Source organism: Mesorhizobium ciceri WSM4083 (genome assembly GCF_000519305.1).
Taxonomy (GTDB): domain Bacteria; phylum Pseudomonadota; class Alphaproteobacteria; order Rhizobiales; family Rhizobiaceae; genus Mesorhizobium; species Mesorhizobium ciceri_B.
In genome coordinates, this window is sequence record NZ_JAFG01000003.1 from 442,093 (window position 1) to 460,054 (window position 17,962).

Sequence of the window (17,962 nt, forward strand, 5' to 3'; positions counted from 1 at the left end):
GTCGCTTCGCGCCCACCTCTCCCCCGCCGCTGGCGGGGGCGAGGAACCCAAGTTCTGACGCGTCAATCCTTCCCGATCTCTTCCACCTGTTCCGCCGACAGAAACAACAGCACCACATCCGACATCCCCAGCAGCGGCGTGAACGTCACGATGGTGATGCCGCCTGTCGCGTTGGTGCGGGTCAGGCCTTCGGAATAGATATCGAGCGGCGGTTCCTCGTCGAACCAGACGCCGTGTAAAGTCTCGCCCTGCCATCTCTCGCGGCCCTTCTCGAAACTCTTGAACGACAGCACCGATTCATCGGCCTGCACGTCGCCACCGCCACCCCAGCGCACCACGACGCTGTCGAGCGCGCCCGGTGCGCCGCGGCCCATGAAGGTCTGCACAATGGCGTCGGCCGGGATCATTCCGGTGCCCCAGGCCGCCTGCTGCTGCGGCGGACCGACCAGCACGCGCTGCGGATTGTCACGCGTGCCTTCGCCGGTGACGCCAGCCGCCCACAGCCTGACAGCAGAGTCAAACACCTTGCCTTGCCACCACTGGGGATATCGACCGGTCAGGTGCATGGCCCATTCGGCGCCCCCTGCCCTGGTCTTGCCGAGCTGGTTGCCGGCCATGAACAGGCGCTCGCGGTTCTGGGCGCCCGCTGCGTGAAACTCGGCTTGGCGTTGATACGGTCTATAGGCCGCCAATTGATTGGTCCGGCGCCGTCTGTCCAGTTCGGCCATCAGCGCCAGATATTCCGTCTTCACGGACATCGCCGGGCTCTTCGAGGAACGGCTTGATGATCGTCTCGAGGGCGCGGATGCGGCTGCGGATTTCGTCATCGCTCAGGCCGTCCATTTGGTTGATCGTGGCATCGAAATCCTTGGGCAGCACCGACAGCACGATCTTGAGATACTGATCCGGCTTGTCGGCCCGCACCTCGGCGATGACGCCGGCGCCATGTGTGCGGAAATCGGCGCGCACGGCGGCCAGGAAATCGTCGCCCAGTGTTTTCCTGGCGCGCTTGCGGCGCGGCTTCTGTGTCGCGGCCGGTTTGGCGGCGGGCCCGCGTCTCGCCGGCTTGCGGCGTGGCCTGGCGGCTGTCTTTTCAGTCATGGACGTCACCACCCACGGCGTTGGCAGCGGGAATGCCGGGCTTCGGCATCGATCCGGCCCGGCTGGCCGGTTTCTTTGAACGAGCGGATTTCTTCCTGGTCCGCTTCTTGGCTCCCTGGATGCGCTTTGGCTTTGCCGCGTCGGCAGGCTTCGCCGCCGGGGCAGGCTTTGCCGCCGGGGCAGGCCTTGCCACACCGGCCCGCGCCCTGAGACGCGCCATGACCAGACCGACAAGGTGCCCGGCGATGCCGGCCTGCGGGAACCCGAACCCGCCGGCCTCGTCCCGCACCATGCCGATCTTTACGCCGGGTGCGACCTGCTCGACACGCCCCAGGCGTGGCTGCGGCGCGGCGCCCTCGAACTGGCCAATGGCGCTGACGATTTCCTGGCCGTCAGCATCGGTGATGATGGTGGCGTAGCGGGTCATGAATCACACTCCTGAATCAGCGCGTGTTGCGGGGACAACCCATTGATGGGAAGCTGGCTGTTCGAGGGAGGACAGCCATGAGCAACGTCACCACGCATTACGGTAGCGACGGCATCGTCGAGCGTATATTGGCCGCGATTCCCGATGCGAAATCCGATAAAATCAGTGCCGCGCAGCTTTATCCGTTCGACCAGCTTCACGGCCGCGAGCTCATCGCCACGCGAGACCATGGAGCTCGTCTTGCCCCCTCGCCCACCGACCGGATCCTCGATATCGGCAGCGGCATTGGCGGCCCGGCGCGCTTCCTGGCCGCCACCTATGGCTGCCAGGTCGACGGCGTCGACCTCACACCAGCCTTTGTCGAGGCATCCGGCCGACTGACCACGCTCATCGGCCTTGGCGACAGGATTCGCTTCCACGAAGCCGACGCGGCGAAACTGCCCTTTGCCGACAACACATTCGACGCCGCAATCTGCTTCTATGTCGGCATGAACATCGCCGACAAGGCCGCCGTCATCGGGCAGGCTTTTCGCGTTCTGAAGCCGGGCGGCAAACTGATCTGGACCGAAGCCGTGCTGGCAGCCGGCGAGCCGAATTACCCCTTGCCCTGGGCGGTTGCACCGGAAGCCAGCCACCTTGTTGACCGGGATACCCTGAAGACCCTGTTCGCCGACGCGGGCTTCCATATTGACGAAATCATCGACGAGACCGGCGAACATGTCGAACTGGCGATGCAAAGGGCCAGTTCCGGCATCATTCCTTCGCCTGCGCAACAGCAGGCCAATGAAATCGTGCTCGGCACCGAATTCGTGCAGCGACGCAAGAACTACATCCGCAGCCTGAGCGAAGGCAGATTGGCGTCACTGGCCGTCATCGTTTCGAAGCTTGCCTGACCGGAGCCGTGAGCGTAACGAAGGGCAGAAACAAAAAACCCGCCTGGCGGCGGGTCGTTGGCGCAACTCAGCACCATGGGCAAAAATGTAGCATAGCTGCACTCAACCCGTCAACCGTTTTCTGAGAAAAAATTCCTAAATCGGTAGAACCCGCCCGCACCATGCCGATCTTTACGCCGGGTGCCACCTGCTCGACACGCCCCAGGCGTGGCTGCGGTGCGGCGCCTTCGAATTCGCCGATGGCGCTGACGATTTCCTGGCCGTCATCGTCGGTGATGATCGTGGCGTAGCGGTACATCGTGAGCCTCTTGAAGACTGGTGTAATTTGGTTCAATCAAAGGCGGCGGCGTCGCGGTGGCTGATGGCCAAGATAGAGGGCGAGTCCGATTGCCTCGATACCATCCGATCAGAGTGACCCCCGAGATAGATTGCGTCCAAAGCGACCTGCGCGAATTGCGCTGGACAAATGACGCGGTCGTGGCTGACTTCATAATCCCCGGCGACGAACACCATGTCTTGCGTGTTCTGTTCACCAATCAGGTGATCATCCGCATCCTCGACGAAATGCCGCTGAGCACCGAGCACGAGAACACGCCCAGGGAAGGTAACATTCCCCATCACTTCGCCTATCGGGTCGAAGGCGCCACCTTTGAGACAATGCAGTCCGAGACGTGGAAGTTCACGCAGCACCCGGCAACACATTATCGCTTCGTGACCGGCTGGACATGCCTAGACGTTTTGTCGTCCAAGGAGCCGACCTTTCGGGTCGTCAAGCGAATGCCAATTTCAACCTTCGACTGACGACGAGAAACGTCTCGCAAAATACGGCAGCACAAAAGCCAGAAACAAAAAAACCCGCCTCGGCGGCGGGTCATTGGCGCAACTCAGCACCATGGACAAAAATGTAGCATAGCTGCACTCACCCCGTCAACCGTTTTTTGAGAAAAAATTCCTAGACCGGTCGGAACTCCCACTCGGAGCGACGCTGGCAGCTGCGTAAAACCCTGCTTTTGCCGGCCGCTGGTCATAAGCCGGCAGGTGTGAAATCATTCGTCGAAGCTCATGGAATGATTCCCGTCGCACGGCCTTGTGGGAGAGGACGATGGACAGACCAGCCATGGCATCCGTGTACAGGATGCGGCATGCACCGGCCACGGTTTCCGGGGTGCGCAGCACCGGCCAAGGTCAGGCCGATCCGGTCATCCGCGTGCGTTCGCTGGGCGAAGCCATCCGTTTCGTCGCCAACGCCTACCCCCAATACGACATCGGCGCCGTCGCCATCAGCTGTGGGGATGTTTCGATCGGCAGCCTCGGCAACCTGGAGGTCAAGGCGCTGTGGCGCGAATATGGCGAACGGCTGACGCAGGAATAGGCGTTCGCCCGCAGCCTTTCTGGAGCGGAAATGCCGCTCGCGCGTTTCAACCCCAGCCACGGGAGCAATCGCCATGAATGTCGCCAACCTGCAACTCGAAGGCCTGTTGATGGCCGTCGCCTCGATCAACCGCCTCCTGGTTCAAAAGGGGGTGCTGACGGCGGAGGAGATCGACCTGGCCTTGCGCAAGACCGAGGCCGGCGAAACCAACCAGGAGCGGTCCGAAGGCATGTCCGCGTCCAGCCGCGACGCCGTCAACTTCCCGATCCGGCTGCTGGAACTCGCCAACCAGTGCCAGCCGGAGGCGGAGATGCCGTCCTTTTCGAAGCTGGCCCGCATGGTCGGCAAGATAAAGGAACCCTACAACGACCAGCTGTGAGCGGTGCCGGCGGGCCGGCGTGCGTCCGCGGTGGCCCGCTGTCCTCGCCTCAAGCCCTGCCCGGCCATCCCGAATTGAGCGAAAGCACCTTGCCCGGTCCATGTACGGCCGCAAACAGCAGTCCGGCCAGGAACGAAAAATGGTCGACGAAGAAGCCGAATTCGGCCTGGTTGCCGGCCCAGTGGCTGGGTCCGTGAAAGGCAAAAGCGAGGAACAGCACATAGGCGGCGGCGACCAGGGCTGCCTGCGAGAAGAAGGCGCCGGTCAGGAAGCACAGCACCAGCGCGACTTCCAGGATCGCCGCGCACCAGGCCAGGAACAGCGGAAACGGAAAGCCGGCAGCGGCGATATAGCCGGCGGTGGCCGCCATGCCCATGAATTTGAAGGTCACGGCCATCAGGAAGACGCCGGCGAAGATCAGCCGGGCGATGAGAAGGGCCGCGGTCTGCCACGGCGATTGAATGATTTGCGACGACATGCTCGTTCTCCAGCTTCGCAGGTTGCTCGCTCCTAGGACGCGCGACGGGCGCCAGCTCCGACACGCCAGGCCAATTTTTATCGACAGGGCGCTTGCCGCGGGTCGAAGCAGGCCTCGAAGCCTCGCACCCACCGAACGATTTTCGGCTTGCCGGCTGACGGTATAGTGTTGCTCGCTCAAAGGGGGAAACGGACATGGCCAAGGCATTGACCATCGGCGCACCGCGGCATCCAGCGATGAGCACCGCCTACGAACAGCAATGCAGGGATATGCTGGCTCCGCATCTCGACGCCCTGCTCCGCAAGGTCGAGGCCGCCGGCTGGGACCGCGGGCAGGCCGCCTCGGGGCTCATGTATCTCGCCGCGATGCGGCTGAAGCCGGCCTGACGACGCGCCGGCCCGAACGGCTTTCCCGCGCCTCGCGCGATTGAAACTTGTTGGTAATCACGGACGTGATATTGTTAGCCGGGGCTAATGCAGCGGTGTGCCGGTGCAGCGATTTTGGGTGGGCTGAAATTTGCGAACAAGCGTCAGGTTTGGGGCGATATCGCGTGGCGTGGGGTCGGCGACGCTGGAATGCAGCGGCTGCGGCGGCGCTGGCCAGGTCTTCCAATGCCCGCGCTGGACGAGTTCCAACGGCCATTGCTGCCCTGCCGGCACCCACCGGCGCGGCTGCCCCGGCCTCAGCGCGGCATGCTCCGAATGTGACGGCGACCACGCTGCCGACGCCGACCCGATGCGGCCATCGGCCTGATACAGGCCGGTTGCGGCCTGGACATGTCGCCGGGTGGAACCGGCGGCGCCGATCTGTGTTATGTCGTGTTGATCGCGGGCGCCGAAGGTTGCGCGTTTCCCCGACAACAGAAAGCGAGGCCTGAGATGGCTGACGACAAGTCGAAGACGAAACAGGACCGCAAGCTGGTTTCGAGCGAAGAGCCCTACGAGGTTGCAGCCTTTGCCCGCAAATACGGCATTCCGCCAAGCGAGGCACAGACCATCATCAAGCGCTACGGACCCTCGCGCAAGAAGCTCGACGCCCATATGGCGGCCCGCGGCTAGCCGAAACCATTTCGCCTGGGCGGCGTTGAAGATGCTGCGGGCCGTGTCAACCGGGCCTGGTGGTACGGTGAACAGGATGTCTTTTTCCCGGTTTCTCATCCTGGCCAACGAAACGGCAGACGAGCATCTGTCCCACCCGGCCCGCAGCGCCACGTATTGAGGGAGGGCGTCATGTCCGACACCATACGCAGGACCGGCAGTTGCCTGTGCGGCGGCGTGCAGTTCGAGGTTCACGGCGCGCCGTTGCGCGTCGGCCTGTGTCATTGCAAAGATTGCCGCAAGGCCGGCGGTTCGGTCTATTCGGCCTTTGCCATCTGGCCGCGCGAGGCTTTCGAGACCACCGGCCTCGTCAGCTCCTATGGCACGCGCAGCTTTTGCCCGACATGCGGCGGCCGCGTCGCCTGGGTCGACGACAACGAAGCCGAGGTGGCGATCGGCAGCCTCGACATCGCGCCGACCGATCTCGTGCCCGAATATGAATTGTGGACCTCCAGGCGCGAGACCTGGCTGCACGCTTTGCCCGGCGCCGAACAGTTCGAGCACGACCGCCCAACGGCGCACAACGCCGAAGCGCCGACACCGAGATCGCTGTCGGACATCGACGCCGAGATTTGATCTCTGCGGAAGGGAACCCTGCCCTGTTGCCGACGTTACCGGATGCCTCTCACGCATGTCGCCCGGCGACTTGCGGCAATCATGGAGACGACCGTTGAACGACAAGATGTTTCCCCGCCCCATCAGGCTGAAATTCGCGCCTGAGCGCGAGCGCATCATCCGCAGCGCCTGGGAAGGTCTGGAATGCCTCGGCGACTGGCCGGCTGGCCAGGGACGGCGCTACCGGGCAGCGTTGCGCAGCTGCCGCGATGCGCTGGATGGCTGGACGCCGCCGGAAAAAGCGATGCGGGCGGTGATCGACGCCGCGCGCGAAGCAAAACTCCTGCAGTAATTGGAAAACAGGACATGTCCGAGCTCATCCTGCCCACGCCGATGCGGATCAAGCCGCACGGGTCGGACACGATCCGCGACGTCGCCACGCTCAAGGATGCCAGCGAAATCCTGATCGACTGGCCGCAGGCCAAGCGCGGCCCGTTCTACCAGGCGGCGCGCGAGAAAGTCGAAGCCGCATTGGAAACCAAGACAGGCGCCGCCGAGGCGCAGGAAGCCTTCGCAGCGCTCTGCAGCCACGCCGGCGTCTTGGTGCGATAGCGGTTTCCATAAAAAGAAGCAGGCGGGGCATCGTGCCTCGCCTGCTTTGTCATTTCGTTGGAAGCTCGCCCTGGACAATCGGCTGAGAGGTTTCGAAGCCAAAACTCTTCGGCGCCAGAAGAATCAAGGCAATCACGATGGCTATCGAGGCAAGCAACGTGGCCGTGGTCGCAATATCTCTCACGATAATCTCTCCGAATTCCAAGTTGTGAGAGAAACGCTCCTGAGATAACGAGGTTCCATTAGCTTGCGCGATAATACCAGCCAGCGGCGTTTATTGCTTCGGCGGCTGGGGCGGCACTTCACCCGGCTTGATCACCGGCGTCTTGCCTTCGTCGGGGGCCGGCGCCGCCATGCCCTGGTCGCCCGTCGGGGGCGGTTTCAGCACGCCGCCGCAGTCGTTGAGCTTCGCGGTCAAATTGCCGCCATCGGCCTGCTGTCCAGGCTGCTGTTTTGCCCCTTGCTCGGTCTGGGCCCTGCATTTGTCGGCCTGCGGCGCCTCGTTCTGCTGCTGGGCCGCGGCCGGCACTGCTAGCGCCAGCATAAGGCCGATTGGCATGATGGCGAGAATTCTCATCACTGCCTCCTTCTTTCTTTCACGGTCGCCCGCGGCGACCTTCCCTTCACAGGACAACGCCTGTCGGCGAAAAAGGTTGGCCGCCTCGCCGGGCGGCATTGCAACCAAATCCGTTTGCCGGCCGTTGCGCGTGCCGGAGGCGGTGATGTTCGACGGTTTTCAAGACGCTGAAATCGACACCGGCGATGCCAACATATTCTGCCTGCGTGCCGGCGGCGGGCCGCCATTGCTGTTGCTGCACGGCTTTCCGCAGACGCACCTGATGTGGCGCGACATCGCGCCCGCCCTGGCCAGCCGGTTCAGCGTCGTCTGTGCTGACCTGCGCGGCTATGGCCGCAGTTCCTGTCCGGCATCCATTCCGGACCACGCACCTTATGCCAAGCGTGCCATGGCCGCCGATATGACGAGGCTGATGGAGAAGCTGGGGTTCAGCAGCTTCATGGTCGCCGGCCATGATCGCGGAGGGCGTGTCGCCTACCGCATGGCGCTCGATCATCGGGGCAGCATCGACAAGCTCGCCGTTCTCGACATCGTGCCGACCGCCGATGCCTGGGACCGGGCCGACGCCAGGCTGGCGCTGGGTTATTGGCCATGGTCGCTGCTGGCGCAGCCCGAGCCGTTGCCGGAAAAGATCCTGTCCGGCGCCGCCGAGGCGATCGTCGACAATGCGCTCGACGGCTGGGGCTCGTCGTCATCGGCGTTTCCAGCCGAAGTGCGTCAGGCCTATGTCGAGGCCTTGCGCGCGCCTGCCCACGCCCATGCCATCTGCGAGGAATATCGGGCGGCAGCCACGCTCGATCGCGAGCACGACCATGCCGACAAGGCAGCCGGCCGGCGCATTCGCTGCCCGCTGCTGGCGCTATGGAGCGGTCAGGGCGCGTTGGCGCAATGGTATGCCGGCGAAGGCGGGCCGCAGGCGCTGTGGCGCGGCTGGGCCGACGATGTGTGGGGCCAGGCGATGCCAGGCGGACACTTCTTTCCCGAGGAGAATCCGGCGCGGACGGCCGATCTGCTGGCCGGCTTCTTCGGTGAAACCAGTCACGGCATCTCTCGGCGAACGGGATTACCTTCGCCCTCCCTTTGATCGGGCCGAGGCCCCCTCCTTCTCCGCCTTTGCCTGACTGCCTTCATCACCGGCGGCAAGGCCGGGTCCGCTTTCGAACCGGCGCAGAAAGCCGGCAACGATCAGCACGATCAGCGTGCCGAACCCGGCCACTTGCCAAAGACCCAGTCCGCAGGCGACGCCGATCGCGCCCGCCAGCCACATGCCGGCGCCGGTCGTCAGCCCATGCACCTCGCCGCGCGAAAACATGATCGAGCCGGCGGCGAGGAAAGCGACGCCGGCGGTCACCGCCTCGACCACCCGGATCGGATCGACCTTGACCGATTCCCCCGCGAACATCGGCGCGTGCACGATCTCGACCGTCAGGATGCCGAAGGTGGCGGCGGCGACGCAGACGAGGATATGCGTGCGAAGTCCGGCCGGGCGATTGCGCCATTCGCGTTCGAAACCGATGACCGCGCCGTAGAGCGTCGCCAGCAACAGCCTTGCCGCGATGACCGGAAACGAGGTGTAGGTGGGATGGCCGAATTCCTCGACGAGCTGTTCCATGATGTCCCCTCCGAAAGCTTGACGCCACAACGCGGCCGCCGGGTCACGGTTCCTGAATCCGTCGCCGGATGCGGCAAGGATGCGGCCGTTTTTGAAATCGCATCTGTCGGGGTGTTGATGGAACGACCCTCAAGGGCTCAGGACGTTTCGGTTTCAGGCAGGTCGGCGCCCAACTGCGGAACGATGATCGAATCCAGCGGCGCCGTCAGCGACCAGCTGAGATGGCCCGGGCTGCGATCCAGCACCGCCAGGCCGTTCAGCGATTGCGGCGCGACCCGTTGCAGGACGACGGTGCCGAAACCCTTGCGCGTGCTTTCGTCCCGACGCTCTCCCTCACGCACCGGCATCGTCTCGTCCCAGAGCAGATGGATTTCCAGCTTGTCCGAAGCGCCTTCGACGATCCGCCAGGTGATCTCCAGCCGCCCGGCCTCGCTCGCCAGCGCGCCATATTTGGAAGAGTTGGTGCCGAGCTCATGAAACGCCATGCCGAGATTTTGCACGGCATTCGGCTGCAAGGTCAAAAGCGGTCCCGACAGCGATACCCGCGCCTCGTGACCGAACGGCTTGAGCTGCTCCTGGGCGAGGTCGAAGAGGCTGGCGCCGGCCCATTCCGAGTTCACCAGCAGATCGTGCGACCGCGACAGCGCCATGATGCGGGAACGGATCAACTCCTCGAATTCACGCGGATCGGTCGAGCGTTTGCTGGTCTCCCGGATCATCGAGAGGATCACCGCGAACTGGTTCTTGACGCGATGGTTCACCTCGCGGAGCAAAAGCCTGATCCGGCGCTCGCTCTCCTTGCTGGCGGTGATGTCGCGGGCGATCTTCGAGGCGCCGATGATCTCGCCGGACGCGTTCCTGATCGGCGAAATGGTCAGCGACACGGCGATGAGGCCGCCATCCTTGTGCCGGCGGATCGTCTCATAGCTGGCCAGGAGTTCGCCCTTGCGAATCCGGCTGATGATGTCGGTCTCTTCATCCTTGAGATGATCGGGGATGAGCATGAGCACGGACCGGCCGACGGCCTCTTCGGCGGTGTAGCCGAACATGCGTTGCGCCGCCGCGTTCCAACTGGTGATGATGCTGTTCAGATCCTTGCTGACGATGGCGTCGAAGGATGAATCGACAATCGCCGCCAACCGCGCATCGGCGGTGATGGCGATCAAGGCATCACGGCCCGCCAAATCTGTCACTGTCGTCCCCTTCTCCCTCATGCGCGGATTGCGCGCATGGCCACCAATGCGCCGCGGTGCGTTTTGGTTGCAATCGCCTCCAACATTCCTCCCGGGAACAGTCCGGGCAGTTCATGTCCGGAACCTTGCGCGCCTGCGCGAGTTGCACCCGACACCCCCATGGACGGCTCAATAAGGAGGCACACAATGAGCGACGGCAACAGCGATCTCGACCGGGTCTGGAAACTGATGGACAGGATCGGTTTCTGTATGCTCGCCACTCGCGAAGGCGATGACATCCGCTCGCGACCGATGGCGGCGCATGTAGTGCGCGACGAAAACGCCATCTACTTCCTCACCGATGTCGACAGTCACAAGGATGACGAGATCGAAGCCGAGCCCAATGTCGGTCTCGCCTTCGCCGATTCAGGCGGCCAGAAATATGTTTCCGTCAGCGGTCTGGCGGCGGTTTCGAACGACCGCGCCAAGATCAGGGAGTTGTGGTCGACCCCGGCCAAGGCCTGGTGGGACAGCGCCGATGATCCTTCGATCCGCGTGCTTAAGGTGACGCCGAAAGACGCCCAGTATTGGGACAGCCCCGGCACCGTGGTCAGCTACGTGAAGATGCTGGCCGCAGCGGTCAGCGACAGCCGCCCGGAAATCGGTGACACCGGTAAGGTCAGGATGTAGCCGGACGGCGTTGAAAATCCCGACATCAGTCAGATGTGCGAATGCCGGCGGGTCGCATTTTCGCATATTGCCGGCGGCATACCGGCGCGGATCAGTCTGGCTTGGGAGGGTCAGGGGCATTCGGCACTGGCTCGGCCGAAGCCTCCCTTTGCGGACAGTCCTCATAGCTGTGGTCGCGCCCGCCGCAGAAAGAACAGCACATGGCCTCGCGATCCCCGTTTCCGGGCCGCCATTGCGGGGTTTCGTAGGGCTTCCTGCCATCCATCCCCAGCAATGCGCGACGGACCATTTGGTTGCGCCGCCACAGACGGCCAGCCGGCGGTTGCGGAACCACCCGTCGGGATGCGAGTTTCGCCCGATACATCCATTCGAGGAACAGCCATGCCAATGCGCCGAATTGCCTTGATGACGGCAGCGATCCTGCTGGCCGCGACCGGCCTCGCCGAAGCCAGGCCCGACACCCGCAAGATGAGTTGCGATCAACTCCGGCAACTGCTCCAAAGCCGCCATGCCGTGGTGCTGACCACAGGCCCCAACACCTATGACCGCTATGTCAGGCAGTTCGGCAACGAATGCGACTGGCCGGAGGTGCCGATGTCGGCCTATGTCCCGACCCGTGACGGCAGTTGCCCGGTCTACCGCTGCGAGGAACCTGTCACCAACTTTCCGGACTGACACCGCGCCTCCAATCGGCTTTGCCGCCGCAGTGCGTTGATCCCGGCGCGCGAACCGGCTAGGGGTGGGACGCAACGTGCATTTTCCCGCTTCGTCTAATGGTAGGACAGCGCCCTTTGAAGGCGTGAATCGAGGTTCGAGCCCTTGAGCGGGAACCAGCAACCAAGCGTTCGGCTGTCAAAAGCTGCGCGCAGGGCTGGCCAGCCGGCATCAGCGTATTAGCGAACGCTTGTATTTCGCCCCAAGCAGGATCATCATCCGGACCGTGAGTGGCTTGAAGGGGTACAGCGCCATGGAACTGAGTTGCTTTGACGGGGGCGTCCTTGCGTCGACGATGTCCCTGAACGTCACGGCGGTTTTCATAATATTGGCCGCATTTGCCGCATTTCGGCTGGTTGCAATGTCAGGCGAAGGTTCTGTCGACCAACTCCAGACGGCGTAGCCCGCAGGGAACTCCCGTAGGAGAAGGCATATGGCCGCGAGAAAAGTGGTCGCCGTCAAGGATTGGTCTTGCGGCATGAGCGACGAGCTTGGCCGCGTCGTCCTGACCATCAACCCGACCGAGGGTGAGCCCATCCTGGTTTTGATGACAATTTTCCAGGCGGCAAGGATGGCCGGGGAATTGCGGGCGCCGAAACTCGTCTCCATATCTCGGTGACGCAGCGCCCCTGGGCAAAGCGGATCAAGCTCGCCGGGGCGGCCCCAACGCCCTCCCCAGCGAGCTGTTGCTCCGTTACGATGAACAATGGAGCAATTACTGCTTTACGGATCCGGGCGCCGTTAAGTTGCATCCGGCTCCTGAAACCATTTCGCGGACCCTGCGTTGACCACCGGGCCGACACAGGAGACATTCCATGACCGTCAACTGCCGCATATCGATCGACAACCGGCCGGAGGCCACCGACGCCGTTTTCCAGGCGGTTCCCCGGATCGGCGAAAGCGTTGCGCTGTCGATCGACGGAACCACGCAGGATCTGCGGGTATCGCGCGTCGTGCACGTCACCAATGGCAGCCTGGAAGGTGCCGCGATCGTCGTCGAAGTGACGACCAACATCCTCTGAACCGAGAGTCTCGTCCCGGTACGCCAGCCGGCGCCGCGTCGCGGCAACTGCCGAACGGCCTACGGGCCAGGGCGGCTCAGTGAACCGCCCTACTCCTTGTCGCCGTCGGAAATGCCGTTGCCGCCGGCGGTTGGCAGGATGCCGAAGTCTTGCGACTTCGTCCCTTGCTCCGCCGTCAGGAAGCCATCCGAGGCAAGACCGCGCCGCAGCAATTCCCTCACGGCGGCCGAACGGCTCGGCATGCGCTTGTCGAAGCGCCAGTTTTCCAGCGCCGCCAGTTCTTCTGACGTCAGCATGATCTGCAACCGTTCCGGGCGTTCCAGTTCAGTCATCGCGCTTCCCTCGCTCAGCACCACGAATACGTAGAATGAGTATTCAACTTACTCAACTCATAATTAGGAAACCGCTCCTAGCGCGTCAAGACCTCGCGATGGGTGAACTGCTTGTCATGCTCAGGATGAGCCTTATGCGTATTCGGCGTAAGGAACACACTTGCATAACTATTCTAACTATTTGATTTGTTTGAATATTATTTAATTAGTGACTTGCCAGGGCGATCCCCCTGCCGCATTGTGCAACCTGAACAGAAAACCGTTCCCTTTGGGAGGTTTCGATGCGGTATGATTACTCGGCGCGACTGCGCGAAGACATCCGTTCAGCGGTCCAGATCGCCTTCAGGAAGACCGGCATCGTCAGTATCACGGCGGTGGCGGAGCATGTAAGGGTCAGGAATCTGGCCGAAAACGTCGCCCTCGAGGACGTCGAATACCTTGTCTTCCAGGCAGCCCAGCTGATTGGCGCCGCAATTGAATTCGACGGGCTCACCAATTTCGATGGCGTGGCTGGTCTGTTCGTGGATGGCCTCGGTGGTGATGATGGCGAGCACGTCATCACCCAACGCGACAGGCCTGGTCCGGCCACCCTGCAGTAGGGCAGTTCCGGTTGAACCCGCATTTGTTCCGTGCCGGTCAGGGGGCCTCCTCAAAAGGCCGCCCTGCTGTTTCTGTACCCTGGTGATGACCGGAGCCGTTCCGTCAGGCGGAACCGGCGACTTGTGAGGCGAAGTCGCGGTAGGAACGCAGCGGGCGGCCCAGAAGCGCGGTCAGCCGCTCGACGTCGCCGGCCTCGGGCAGCATGCCGTCGGTCAGGAACCGTTCGCCCATCAAGCGCATGTCGTACGCCATCCAGGCAGGCAGGAACTGCTTGAGATTCTGCTCGAAACCTTCAGTGTTGTCGCCGCCGTAGCTGATCGGGCGGGCGAGCACGTCAGACCAGATGCCCGCGATATCCGTTCCCGTCAGTGTCTGCGGACCGACGAGGTTGATCCGCTCCAGCGCAAGCGGCTCCGCGGACCGTTCGCGACGCAGCAACTCGAGAGCGGCGATCTCCGCGATGTCACGCACGTCGATCATGGCGAGACCCTTGGCGCCGATCGGCATCGTGTAGGTGCCGTAGCCGGTGATCACGTCTTCGATCATCAGGTCGTTCTGGATGAAATAGGCCGGGCGCAGGATCGTAGCCTGGAAGCCCATCTGCTCGATCATTCGCTCGACGCCGAACTTGCCGGCGAAATGCGGCACGTTCACATAGACGTCGGCGTGGATCACCGAGAGATAGACAATCCGCTCGATGCCCGCCGATCGGGCGACGTTGAGCGCGACCAAAGCCTGGGTGAATTCGTCCGCCACCACCGCGTTCAAGAGGAACAGGGTGGAAACACCGGACATGGCTTTGCGCAGCGAATCGACATCGAGAAAGTCGCCTTTCGCGACCGATACGCCCGCCGGGAAGCTGGCTTTCGACGGGTCGCGGACGAGAGCACGGACATCGGCGCCGCGCTTGACGAGGTGCTCGACGACTTGGCGGCCGACATTGCCTGTGGCGCCGGTAACGAGGATGGTCATGGAATTTCTCCTGTTGGGTTGCTTGACAGGCCCAATATGTGTGGCTCACAAACATTCAAATAGGCGGAAATTTTAGACGTACCGTCTCACTGGTGGAACACTCATGGATCTTCTGGCCCTGACCGATTTCAACCTCGTTGCCCGCCATGGCGGTTTCGGCAAAGCGGCAAGGGCCACCGGCCGGCCCAAGGCAACGCTGTCCCGGCGGGTTGGAGACCTGGAGAGCAGCCTTGACCTGCGCCTGTTTGAACGGGGTGCGCGTAACCTGAAGCTGACCGAGGAAGGACGAGCGCTTTTCGAGCGGACGGGGGCGTTGCTTGCCGAACTGGACGAGACGGCCGCGGCGATCGCCTCGGGCGGTCAAAGACCCAAGGGCAGATTGCGTATCAGCGCGCCCCTGCTTTTTTCTCAGACCGCGATGGGGAGGATCGCCGCGGGATTTGCCCTCAAATTTCCGGAGGTGAGGCTGGAGGTCACGACCGAGGACCGGGCTGTGGACATGATCGAGGAAGGCTACGACCTGGTAATCCGGGTCAACCCGGATCCCGACGAAAGCCTGGTCGGACGGGCGTTTCTCCGTGACCGGCTGGTCGTCGTGGCGAGCCCTGACCTTCCTCGCACCGGTGGTCCGGCCCCTGGCGTTGCGCGCGGGACAGGCGAACGGCAAACATGGCACGTGAAGACTGAGGGTGGCCGGTCGTCGATTAAAATCGAGCCGGTCCTCACTTTGGGAACGCTCATTATGGTGCGCGATGCGGTGCGAGCGGGGGTCGGTGCGGCACGTCTTCCCATTTCGTTGGTGGCCCACGATTTGGCTGACGGCACACTGGTGAATTGGGGAGACATTGACGGCCCTGAGATCGCTCTGTGGACGCTCTACCCCTCCCGGCGGCTGCTCAGCCCGCGCGTGTCGGCGTTCCTGGACTTTCTGAAACAGGCCTTCCCGAACGGGACGCCGGACGAACTGGCCGCCTATATCGGCAGGTGATGCCCGGCCGCTTTCGGGCGCCCCGGGAACCTTGGCAGAGCGTAGGCTTCACGTCACCTGCCAGCCTGCTTGGCAGAATATGCCTTGGCCTGTTTCCGATTCACTCATTCGACAGAACCCGGCAAACAGGCCGATCGCGCCGGCAGGACGCCGTTTCGCGAACGATTGTTTTTGGTATGGAACAAACTGGGTGCATGGAGGTTTGGCCTCGCCGCACTCAGGAGGACGTGGTGAAGGCTCTGCGCAGTCTCCTTGCCGAACTGTCATCCAACTGGCTCAGGCGCCGCAAGGCGCAAGCGTCCAATACCGCTGTGAATGCCAAAGCCACGCCCAGCGTTGCGCCGCAGGCGTCAAACCAGCGTGCCGCTCATAGGCCCAAGCCTCCGTCCACCCGCGATGTCGCTTCCAACATGTGAGTGAGTTGCAAAGGCCATGATGATGCTGAATCGCCTGATTACGGATCCGCTTCTCCGCCTTTTCCTCGGTATAGTTGCCGGCACATTGGCTGGAGGCGGTGTCGGCGAAGTGGTCGGCAACCATATTATGGCCGATCCCCTTGTCGGCGCTTCCGTGGGCGCTTTTGTCGGCGCCGCGATTGCCGGAGTGATACTGGCCGTCGAAGAATAGCGCTGCCGCATGGTGAACAAGCCATTCGGCGGCCGCGTCATCTTCAAGCCACCGACATGCGGCCGAACACCCTGTGGGAATTGAGCGATCGGCTGCTATAATTCCTGGACCTTTCCAGGAGAACGCCTGCCATGACCCTGAAAACACGCAAGCTCGGCAGCCAGGGGCTGCAGGTCTCGGCCATCGGCCTCGGCTGCATGGGCATGAGCCAGTCCTACGGCCCGGCCGACGAGGCCGAATCGATTGCCACGCTGCATCATGCCATCGAACTCGGCTGCACCTTCCTCGACACCGCCGAGGTCTATGGCCCTTACGACAACGAAGCCCTGCTCGGTCGGGCGTTGAAGGGCAAACGCGACCAGGTGACGATAGCCACCAAATTCGGCTTCCGCATCGAAAACGGCAAGCAAGCCGGAACCGACAGCCGGCCCGAACACATTCGCGAGGTCGTGGAAGCCTCGCTTGGCCGCCTCGGAACCGACCGCATCGACCTGCTCTACCAGCACCGCGTCGACCCGGCGGTGCCGATGGAGGATGTCGCCGGGGCCGTCGGCGAACTCGTCGCGCAAGGCAAGGTGCGCTTCTTCGGCCTGTCGGAGGCGGGCGCGGCCAACATCCGCCGGGCGCATGCCGTGCATCCGGTGTCGGCGGTGCAAAGCGAGTATTCGCTGTGGGAGCGCAATCTGGAGCCGGAGATCATCCCGCTGCTTGGCGAACTCGGCATCGGCCTGGTGCCGTTCTCGCCGCTCGGCCGAGGTTTTCTTACCGGCCAGGTCAAGCGCGCGGAGGACTATCCCGACGGCGATTATCGCCGCAACGACCCGCGCTACCAGGGCGAAAACTACGACGCCAATGTCGAGGCGGCCGCCAAGGTGAGCGACATCGCCGCTGCGCGCGGCGTCAAGCCCGGCCAGGTCGCGCTGGCCTGGCTGCTGGCGAAGGGCGACGGTTTTGGCATCGACATCGTGCCGATCCCCGGCACCAAGCGCAGAAAATACCTCGAAGAGAACGTCGCCGCCGCCGCCATCAAACTCGATGCCGCCGAGATGGCCGCGCTCGACGAAGCGCTCGCGCCGGGAAAAATCTCCGGCCCGCGCTACACCGAGCGGGGCATGGCGATGGTCGACCGGTAGGGGCTCCTGCCCCAGCGTCCGCGACGGTCTCGCCAAGCTTCGTTCGATAGACAAGCTATCGAAAGCCGAGATGCTTCCGATAACAATGGGTTTCCACGGTGAACCTGCCGGCGGCATTGTCCGGCAGCCAAAGTGCGTCTTCGAAGGTGCGGCTCAAGCGCCACCCTTCGCGGGCATAAAATCTCTGCGCGCGGAGATTTCCCGCCGTGCAGAAAAGCTCTGCCTCCGCCACGCCTTGTTCGGACAAGAGATGCTCGGCGCGTGACAGCAGATCGCGGGCGGTCCCGCTTCCCCGTGCTTGCGGGCTTACATAGAGTTTGACCAGTTCCGCTCCGTTGATGGAGACGAAGCCAAGCAATCCATCGGCTGCCGCCACATGGAAGGCATCGGTGGATTGCTCCAGCCACAGCGCAAAATGCGCCGGCGTTCGGTACGCCAGGATTTCGGCTGGAACCAGATGCGCATGGGCATCATGCCAGCCCTGATGCCACAGTTGCACGATCGCCGACCGGTCGGCTTCTTGGGCTGGACGAATTTCGAGCATTTCTCACCGCCGACGGGTGGCCAATTCCGTAAGGCCGCGTGGAGGGCGGCCTTGTTGCATGGGCC

29 protein-coding genes, 1 tRNA gene and 1 pseudogene are annotated in these 17,962 nt (G+C 63.1%); 19 read left to right on the forward strand and 12 right to left on the reverse strand.

Going from position 1 to position 17,962, the window contains the following annotated elements; translation table 11 throughout:
• Positions 1 to 98: 98 nt before the first annotated feature.
• The 3 genes and pseudogenes from MESCI2_RS0102100 to MESCI2_RS0102110 all read right to left on the reverse strand — a co-directional run.
• A pseudogene (locus MESCI2_RS0102100) lies at positions 99 to 758 on the reverse strand (terminase large subunit domain-containing protein); the annotation flags it as partial.
• Positions 679 to 1,101, reverse strand: coding sequence for a hypothetical protein (locus tag MESCI2_RS1000000136435; RefSeq protein WP_245270191.1), 423 nt, complete (start codon positions 1,099 to 1,101; stop codon positions 679 to 681). The gene MESCI2_RS1000000136435 and the pseudogene MESCI2_RS0102100, both read right to left, overlap by 80 nt.
• Positions 1,094 to 1,528, reverse strand: a complete 435-nt coding sequence (locus tag MESCI2_RS0102110) for a hypothetical protein (RefSeq protein WP_027035108.1) — start codon at positions 1,526 to 1,528, stop codon at positions 1,094 to 1,096. The genes MESCI2_RS1000000136435 and MESCI2_RS0102110 overlap by 8 nt, the downstream gene beginning before the upstream one ends.
• A 77-nt stretch (positions 1,529 to 1,605) precedes the next feature.
• Here MESCI2_RS0102110 and MESCI2_RS0102115 point away from each other — a divergent pair, with 77 nt between their 5' ends.
• Positions 1,606 to 2,421 (forward strand): class I SAM-dependent methyltransferase, encoded by an 816-nt coding sequence (locus tag MESCI2_RS0102115; RefSeq protein ID WP_027035109.1) that lies wholly within the window; start codon positions 1,606 to 1,608, stop codon positions 2,419 to 2,421.
• Between the two features lie 67 nt (positions 2,422 to 2,488).
• On the opposite strand, the gene MESCI2_RS01000000134095 is transcribed toward MESCI2_RS0102115, so the two are convergent.
• Positions 2,489 to 2,719 (reverse strand): hypothetical protein, encoded by a 231-nt coding sequence (locus tag MESCI2_RS01000000134095; RefSeq protein WP_032900288.1) that lies wholly within the window; start codon positions 2,717 to 2,719, stop codon positions 2,489 to 2,491.
• A gap of 179 nt (positions 2,720 to 2,898) precedes the next feature.
• On the opposite strand from MESCI2_RS01000000134095, the gene MESCI2_RS1000000136445 reads away from it, so the two are divergent.
• From MESCI2_RS1000000136445 to MESCI2_RS0102135, 3 genes are all read left to right on the forward strand, one after another.
• A complete protein-coding gene (locus MESCI2_RS1000000136445) occupies positions 2,899 to 3,222 on the forward strand; it encodes a hypothetical protein (RefSeq protein WP_245270193.1) in 324 nt (107 codons plus the stop codon).
• Positions 3,223 to 3,523: 301 nt separating this feature from the next.
• On the forward strand, positions 3,524 to 3,793 hold the full coding sequence (locus MESCI2_RS0102130; RefSeq protein ID WP_027035110.1) for a hypothetical protein: 270 nt from the start codon (positions 3,524 to 3,526) through the stop codon (positions 3,791 to 3,793).
• A gap of 73 nt (positions 3,794 to 3,866) precedes the next feature.
• Positions 3,867 to 4,172: a hypothetical protein gene (locus tag MESCI2_RS0102135; RefSeq protein ID WP_023813813.1), complete on the forward strand. Its 306-nt coding sequence runs from the start codon at positions 3,867 to 3,869 to the stop codon at positions 4,170 to 4,172.
• A gap of 49 nt (positions 4,173 to 4,221) precedes the next feature.
• Here the strand turns inward: MESCI2_RS0102135 and MESCI2_RS0102140 are convergent, their stop codons facing one another.
• Positions 4,222 to 4,650, reverse strand: a complete 429-nt coding sequence (locus tag MESCI2_RS0102140; RefSeq protein ID WP_027035111.1) for a DoxX family protein — start codon at positions 4,648 to 4,650, stop codon at positions 4,222 to 4,224.
• Between the two features lie 194 nt (positions 4,651 to 4,844).
• Here MESCI2_RS0102140 and MESCI2_RS0102145 point away from each other — a divergent pair, with 194 nt between their 5' ends.
• The 5 genes from MESCI2_RS0102145 to MESCI2_RS0102170 all read left to right on the forward strand — a co-directional run bounded on the left by MESCI2_RS0102145 (position 4,845) and on the right by MESCI2_RS0102170 (position 6,914).
• Entirely contained in the window at positions 4,845 to 5,036 is a 192-nt protein-coding gene (locus MESCI2_RS0102145) for a hypothetical protein (RefSeq protein ID WP_027035112.1), read from the forward strand.
• Between the two features lie 492 nt (positions 5,037 to 5,528).
• Positions 5,529 to 5,708, forward strand: a complete 180-nt coding sequence (locus tag MESCI2_RS0102155; protein WP_024501602.1) for a DUF3606 domain-containing protein — start codon at positions 5,529 to 5,531, stop codon at positions 5,706 to 5,708.
• Between the two features lie 171 nt (positions 5,709 to 5,879).
• A complete protein-coding gene (locus MESCI2_RS0102160) occupies positions 5,880 to 6,323 on the forward strand; it encodes a GFA family protein (protein WP_027035114.1) in 444 nt (147 codons plus the stop codon).
• A 94-nt stretch (positions 6,324 to 6,417) separates the two neighbouring features.
• Positions 6,418 to 6,654: a DUF982 domain-containing protein gene (locus MESCI2_RS0102165; protein ID WP_027035115.1), complete on the forward strand. Its 237-nt coding sequence runs from the start codon at positions 6,418 to 6,420 to the stop codon at positions 6,652 to 6,654.
• A gap of 14 nt (positions 6,655 to 6,668) precedes the next feature.
• On the forward strand, positions 6,669 to 6,914 hold the full coding sequence (locus tag MESCI2_RS0102170; protein WP_027035116.1) for a DUF982 domain-containing protein: 246 nt from the start codon (positions 6,669 to 6,671) through the stop codon (positions 6,912 to 6,914).
• A 49-nt stretch (positions 6,915 to 6,963) separates the two neighbouring features.
• Here the strand turns inward: MESCI2_RS0102170 and MESCI2_RS1000000139130 are convergent, their stop codons facing one another.
• Both MESCI2_RS1000000139130 and MESCI2_RS0102180 read right to left on the reverse strand, forming a co-directional pair.
• On the reverse strand, positions 6,964 to 7,098 hold the full coding sequence (locus tag MESCI2_RS1000000139130; protein WP_255337188.1) for a hypothetical protein: 135 nt from the start codon (positions 7,096 to 7,098) through the stop codon (positions 6,964 to 6,966).
• A gap of 90 nt (positions 7,099 to 7,188) precedes the next feature.
• On the reverse strand, positions 7,189 to 7,491 hold the full coding sequence (locus tag MESCI2_RS0102180) for a hypothetical protein (protein ID WP_027035117.1): 303 nt from the start codon (positions 7,489 to 7,491) through the stop codon (positions 7,189 to 7,191).
• Positions 7,492 to 7,636: 145 nt separating this feature from the next.
• Here MESCI2_RS0102180 and MESCI2_RS01000000134105 point away from each other — a divergent pair, with 145 nt between their 5' ends.
• Positions 7,637 to 8,575 carry an alpha/beta fold hydrolase gene (locus MESCI2_RS01000000134105; protein ID WP_197031500.1) on the forward strand — a complete coding sequence of 313 codons (939 nt, stop codon included), beginning with the start codon at positions 7,637 to 7,639 and terminating at the stop codon, positions 8,573 to 8,575.
• Here MESCI2_RS01000000134105 and MESCI2_RS0102190 read toward each other — a convergent pair.
• Together MESCI2_RS0102190 and MESCI2_RS0102195 are read right to left on the reverse strand one after the other, a co-directional pair.
• Positions 8,555 to 9,103: an MgtC/SapB family protein gene (locus MESCI2_RS0102190; RefSeq protein ID WP_027035118.1), complete on the reverse strand. Its 549-nt coding sequence runs from the start codon at positions 9,101 to 9,103 to the stop codon at positions 8,555 to 8,557. The two genes, MESCI2_RS01000000134105 and MESCI2_RS0102190, sit on opposite strands and share 21 nt — an antisense overlap.
• Positions 9,104 to 9,240: 137 nt before the next feature.
• Positions 9,241 to 10,296, reverse strand: a complete 1,056-nt coding sequence (locus MESCI2_RS0102195) for a PAS domain S-box protein (protein ID WP_027035119.1) — start codon at positions 10,294 to 10,296, stop codon at positions 9,241 to 9,243.
• 186 nt (positions 10,297 to 10,482) lie between these two features.
• Between MESCI2_RS0102195 and MESCI2_RS0102200 the strand changes: the two genes are divergently transcribed.
• The 5 genes from MESCI2_RS0102200 to MESCI2_RS0102225 all read left to right on the forward strand — a co-directional run bounded on the left by MESCI2_RS0102200 (position 10,483) and on the right by MESCI2_RS0102225 (position 12,701).
• A complete protein-coding gene (locus tag MESCI2_RS0102200; protein ID WP_027035120.1) occupies positions 10,483 to 10,965 on the forward strand; it encodes a pyridoxamine 5'-phosphate oxidase family protein in 483 nt (160 codons plus the stop codon).
• 381 nt (positions 10,966 to 11,346) lie between these two features.
• Positions 11,347 to 11,640, forward strand: coding sequence for a hypothetical protein (locus MESCI2_RS0102205; protein WP_027035121.1), 294 nt, complete (start codon positions 11,347 to 11,349; stop codon positions 11,638 to 11,640).
• A gap of 84 nt (positions 11,641 to 11,724) precedes the next feature.
• Positions 11,725 to 11,798 (forward strand) — tRNA-Gln (locus tag MESCI2_RS0102210).
• A 314-nt stretch (positions 11,799 to 12,112) separates the two neighbouring features.
• Positions 12,113 to 12,298 (forward strand): hypothetical protein, encoded by a 186-nt coding sequence (locus tag MESCI2_RS1000000136455; protein ID WP_081738570.1) that lies wholly within the window; start codon positions 12,113 to 12,115, stop codon positions 12,296 to 12,298.
• A gap of 196 nt (positions 12,299 to 12,494) precedes the next feature.
• Positions 12,495 to 12,701 (forward strand): hypothetical protein, encoded by a 207-nt coding sequence (locus tag MESCI2_RS0102225; protein ID WP_013530768.1) that lies wholly within the window; start codon positions 12,495 to 12,497, stop codon positions 12,699 to 12,701.
• Between the two features lie 89 nt (positions 12,702 to 12,790).
• Here the strand turns inward: MESCI2_RS0102225 and MESCI2_RS0102230 are convergent, their stop codons facing one another.
• Entirely contained in the window at positions 12,791 to 13,033 is a 243-nt protein-coding gene (locus tag MESCI2_RS0102230; RefSeq protein WP_027035123.1) for a hypothetical protein, read from the reverse strand.
• Between the two features lie 281 nt (positions 13,034 to 13,314).
• Here MESCI2_RS0102230 and MESCI2_RS0102235 point away from each other — a divergent pair, with 281 nt between their 5' ends.
• Positions 13,315 to 13,632 carry a hypothetical protein gene (locus tag MESCI2_RS0102235; protein WP_027035124.1) on the forward strand — a complete coding sequence of 106 codons (318 nt, stop codon included), beginning with the start codon at positions 13,315 to 13,317 and terminating at the stop codon, positions 13,630 to 13,632.
• A 103-nt stretch (positions 13,633 to 13,735) separates the two neighbouring features.
• Here MESCI2_RS0102235 and MESCI2_RS0102240 read toward each other — a convergent pair whose 3' ends face one another.
• Entirely contained in the window at positions 13,736 to 14,605 is an 870-nt protein-coding gene (locus tag MESCI2_RS0102240) for an NmrA/HSCARG family protein (RefSeq protein WP_027035125.1), read from the reverse strand.
• Between the two features lie 103 nt (positions 14,606 to 14,708).
• Between MESCI2_RS0102240 and MESCI2_RS0102245 the strand changes: the two genes are divergently transcribed.
• The 3 genes from MESCI2_RS0102245 to MESCI2_RS0102260 all read left to right on the forward strand — a co-directional run bounded on the left by MESCI2_RS0102245 (position 14,709) and on the right by MESCI2_RS0102260 (position 17,353).
• Positions 14,709 to 15,593, forward strand: coding sequence for a LysR family transcriptional regulator (locus MESCI2_RS0102245; RefSeq protein WP_027035126.1), 885 nt, complete (start codon positions 14,709 to 14,711; stop codon positions 15,591 to 15,593).
• A 432-nt stretch (positions 15,594 to 16,025) separates the two neighbouring features.
• Positions 16,026 to 16,220, forward strand: a complete 195-nt coding sequence (locus MESCI2_RS0102255; protein WP_027035128.1) for a hypothetical protein — start codon at positions 16,026 to 16,028, stop codon at positions 16,218 to 16,220.
• A gap of 131 nt (positions 16,221 to 16,351) precedes the next feature.
• On the forward strand, positions 16,352 to 17,353 hold the full coding sequence (locus MESCI2_RS0102260; RefSeq protein WP_027035129.1) for an aldo/keto reductase: 1,002 nt from the start codon (positions 16,352 to 16,354) through the stop codon (positions 17,351 to 17,353).
• A 55-nt stretch (positions 17,354 to 17,408) separates the two neighbouring features.
• On the opposite strand, the gene MESCI2_RS0102265 is transcribed toward MESCI2_RS0102260, so the two are convergent.
• Positions 17,409 to 17,897, reverse strand: coding sequence for a GNAT family N-acetyltransferase (locus MESCI2_RS0102265; protein WP_027035130.1), 489 nt, complete (start codon positions 17,895 to 17,897; stop codon positions 17,409 to 17,411).
• Positions 17,898 to 17,962 lie beyond the last annotated feature (65 nt).

Bases quoted from the DNA above. Each gene is read 5' to 3' on its own strand.
- MESCI2_RS1000000136435 (WP_245270191.1), bottom strand. From the start codon at position 1,101: ATGACTGAAAAGACAGCCGCCAGGCCACGCCGCAAGCCGGCGAGACGC.
- MESCI2_RS0102110 (WP_027035108.1), bottom strand. From the start codon at position 1,528: ATGACCCGCTACGCCACCATCATCACCGATGCTGACGGCCAGGAAATC.
- MESCI2_RS0102115 (WP_027035109.1), top strand. From the start codon at position 1,606: ATGAGCAACGTCACCACGCATTACGGTAGCGACGGCATCGTCGAGCGT.
- MESCI2_RS01000000134095 (WP_032900288.1), bottom strand. From the start codon at position 2,719: ATGTACCGCTACGCCACGATCATCACCGACGATGACGGCCAGGAAATC.
- MESCI2_RS0102130 (WP_027035110.1), top strand. From the start codon at position 3,524: ATGGACAGACCAGCCATGGCATCCGTGTACAGGATGCGGCATGCACCG.
- MESCI2_RS0102135 (WP_023813813.1), top strand. From the start codon at position 3,867: ATGAATGTCGCCAACCTGCAACTCGAAGGCCTGTTGATGGCCGTCGCC.
- MESCI2_RS0102140 (WP_027035111.1), bottom strand. From the start codon at position 4,650: ATGTCGTCGCAAATCATTCAATCGCCGTGGCAGACCGCGGCCCTTCTC.
- MESCI2_RS0102145 (WP_027035112.1), top strand. From the start codon at position 4,845: ATGGCCAAGGCATTGACCATCGGCGCACCGCGGCATCCAGCGATGAGC.
- MESCI2_RS0102155 (WP_024501602.1), top strand. From the start codon at position 5,529: ATGGCTGACGACAAGTCGAAGACGAAACAGGACCGCAAGCTGGTTTCG.
- MESCI2_RS0102160 (WP_027035114.1), top strand. From the start codon at position 5,880: ATGTCCGACACCATACGCAGGACCGGCAGTTGCCTGTGCGGCGGCGTG.
- MESCI2_RS0102170 (WP_027035116.1), top strand. From the start codon at position 6,669: ATGTCCGAGCTCATCCTGCCCACGCCGATGCGGATCAAGCCGCACGGG.
- MESCI2_RS0102180 (WP_027035117.1), bottom strand. From the start codon at position 7,491: ATGAGAATTCTCGCCATCATGCCAATCGGCCTTATGCTGGCGCTAGCA.
- MESCI2_RS01000000134105 (WP_197031500.1), top strand. From the start codon at position 7,637: ATGTTCGACGGTTTTCAAGACGCTGAAATCGACACCGGCGATGCCAAC.
- MESCI2_RS0102190 (WP_027035118.1), bottom strand. From the start codon at position 9,103: ATGGAACAGCTCGTCGAGGAATTCGGCCATCCCACCTACACCTCGTTT.
- MESCI2_RS0102200 (WP_027035120.1), top strand. From the start codon at position 10,483: ATGAGCGACGGCAACAGCGATCTCGACCGGGTCTGGAAACTGATGGAC.
- MESCI2_RS0102205 (WP_027035121.1), top strand. From the start codon at position 11,347: ATGCCAATGCGCCGAATTGCCTTGATGACGGCAGCGATCCTGCTGGCC.
- MESCI2_RS1000000136455 (WP_081738570.1), top strand. From the start codon at position 12,113: ATGGCCGCGAGAAAAGTGGTCGCCGTCAAGGATTGGTCTTGCGGCATG.
- MESCI2_RS0102225 (WP_013530768.1), top strand. From the start codon at position 12,495: ATGACCGTCAACTGCCGCATATCGATCGACAACCGGCCGGAGGCCACC.
- MESCI2_RS0102230 (WP_027035123.1), bottom strand. From the start codon at position 13,033: ATGACTGAACTGGAACGCCCGGAACGGTTGCAGATCATGCTGACGTCA.
- MESCI2_RS0102235 (WP_027035124.1), top strand. From the start codon at position 13,315: ATGCGGTATGATTACTCGGCGCGACTGCGCGAAGACATCCGTTCAGCG.
- MESCI2_RS0102240 (WP_027035125.1), bottom strand. From the start codon at position 14,605: ATGACCATCCTCGTTACCGGCGCCACAGGCAATGTCGGCCGCCAAGTC.
- MESCI2_RS0102245 (WP_027035126.1), top strand. From the start codon at position 14,709: ATGGATCTTCTGGCCCTGACCGATTTCAACCTCGTTGCCCGCCATGGC.
- MESCI2_RS0102255 (WP_027035128.1), top strand. From the start codon at position 16,026: ATGATGATGCTGAATCGCCTGATTACGGATCCGCTTCTCCGCCTTTTC.
- MESCI2_RS0102260 (WP_027035129.1), top strand. From the start codon at position 16,352: ATGACCCTGAAAACACGCAAGCTCGGCAGCCAGGGGCTGCAGGTCTCG.
- MESCI2_RS0102265 (WP_027035130.1), bottom strand. From the start codon at position 17,897: ATGCTCGAAATTCGTCCAGCCCAAGAAGCCGACCGGTCGGCGATCGTG.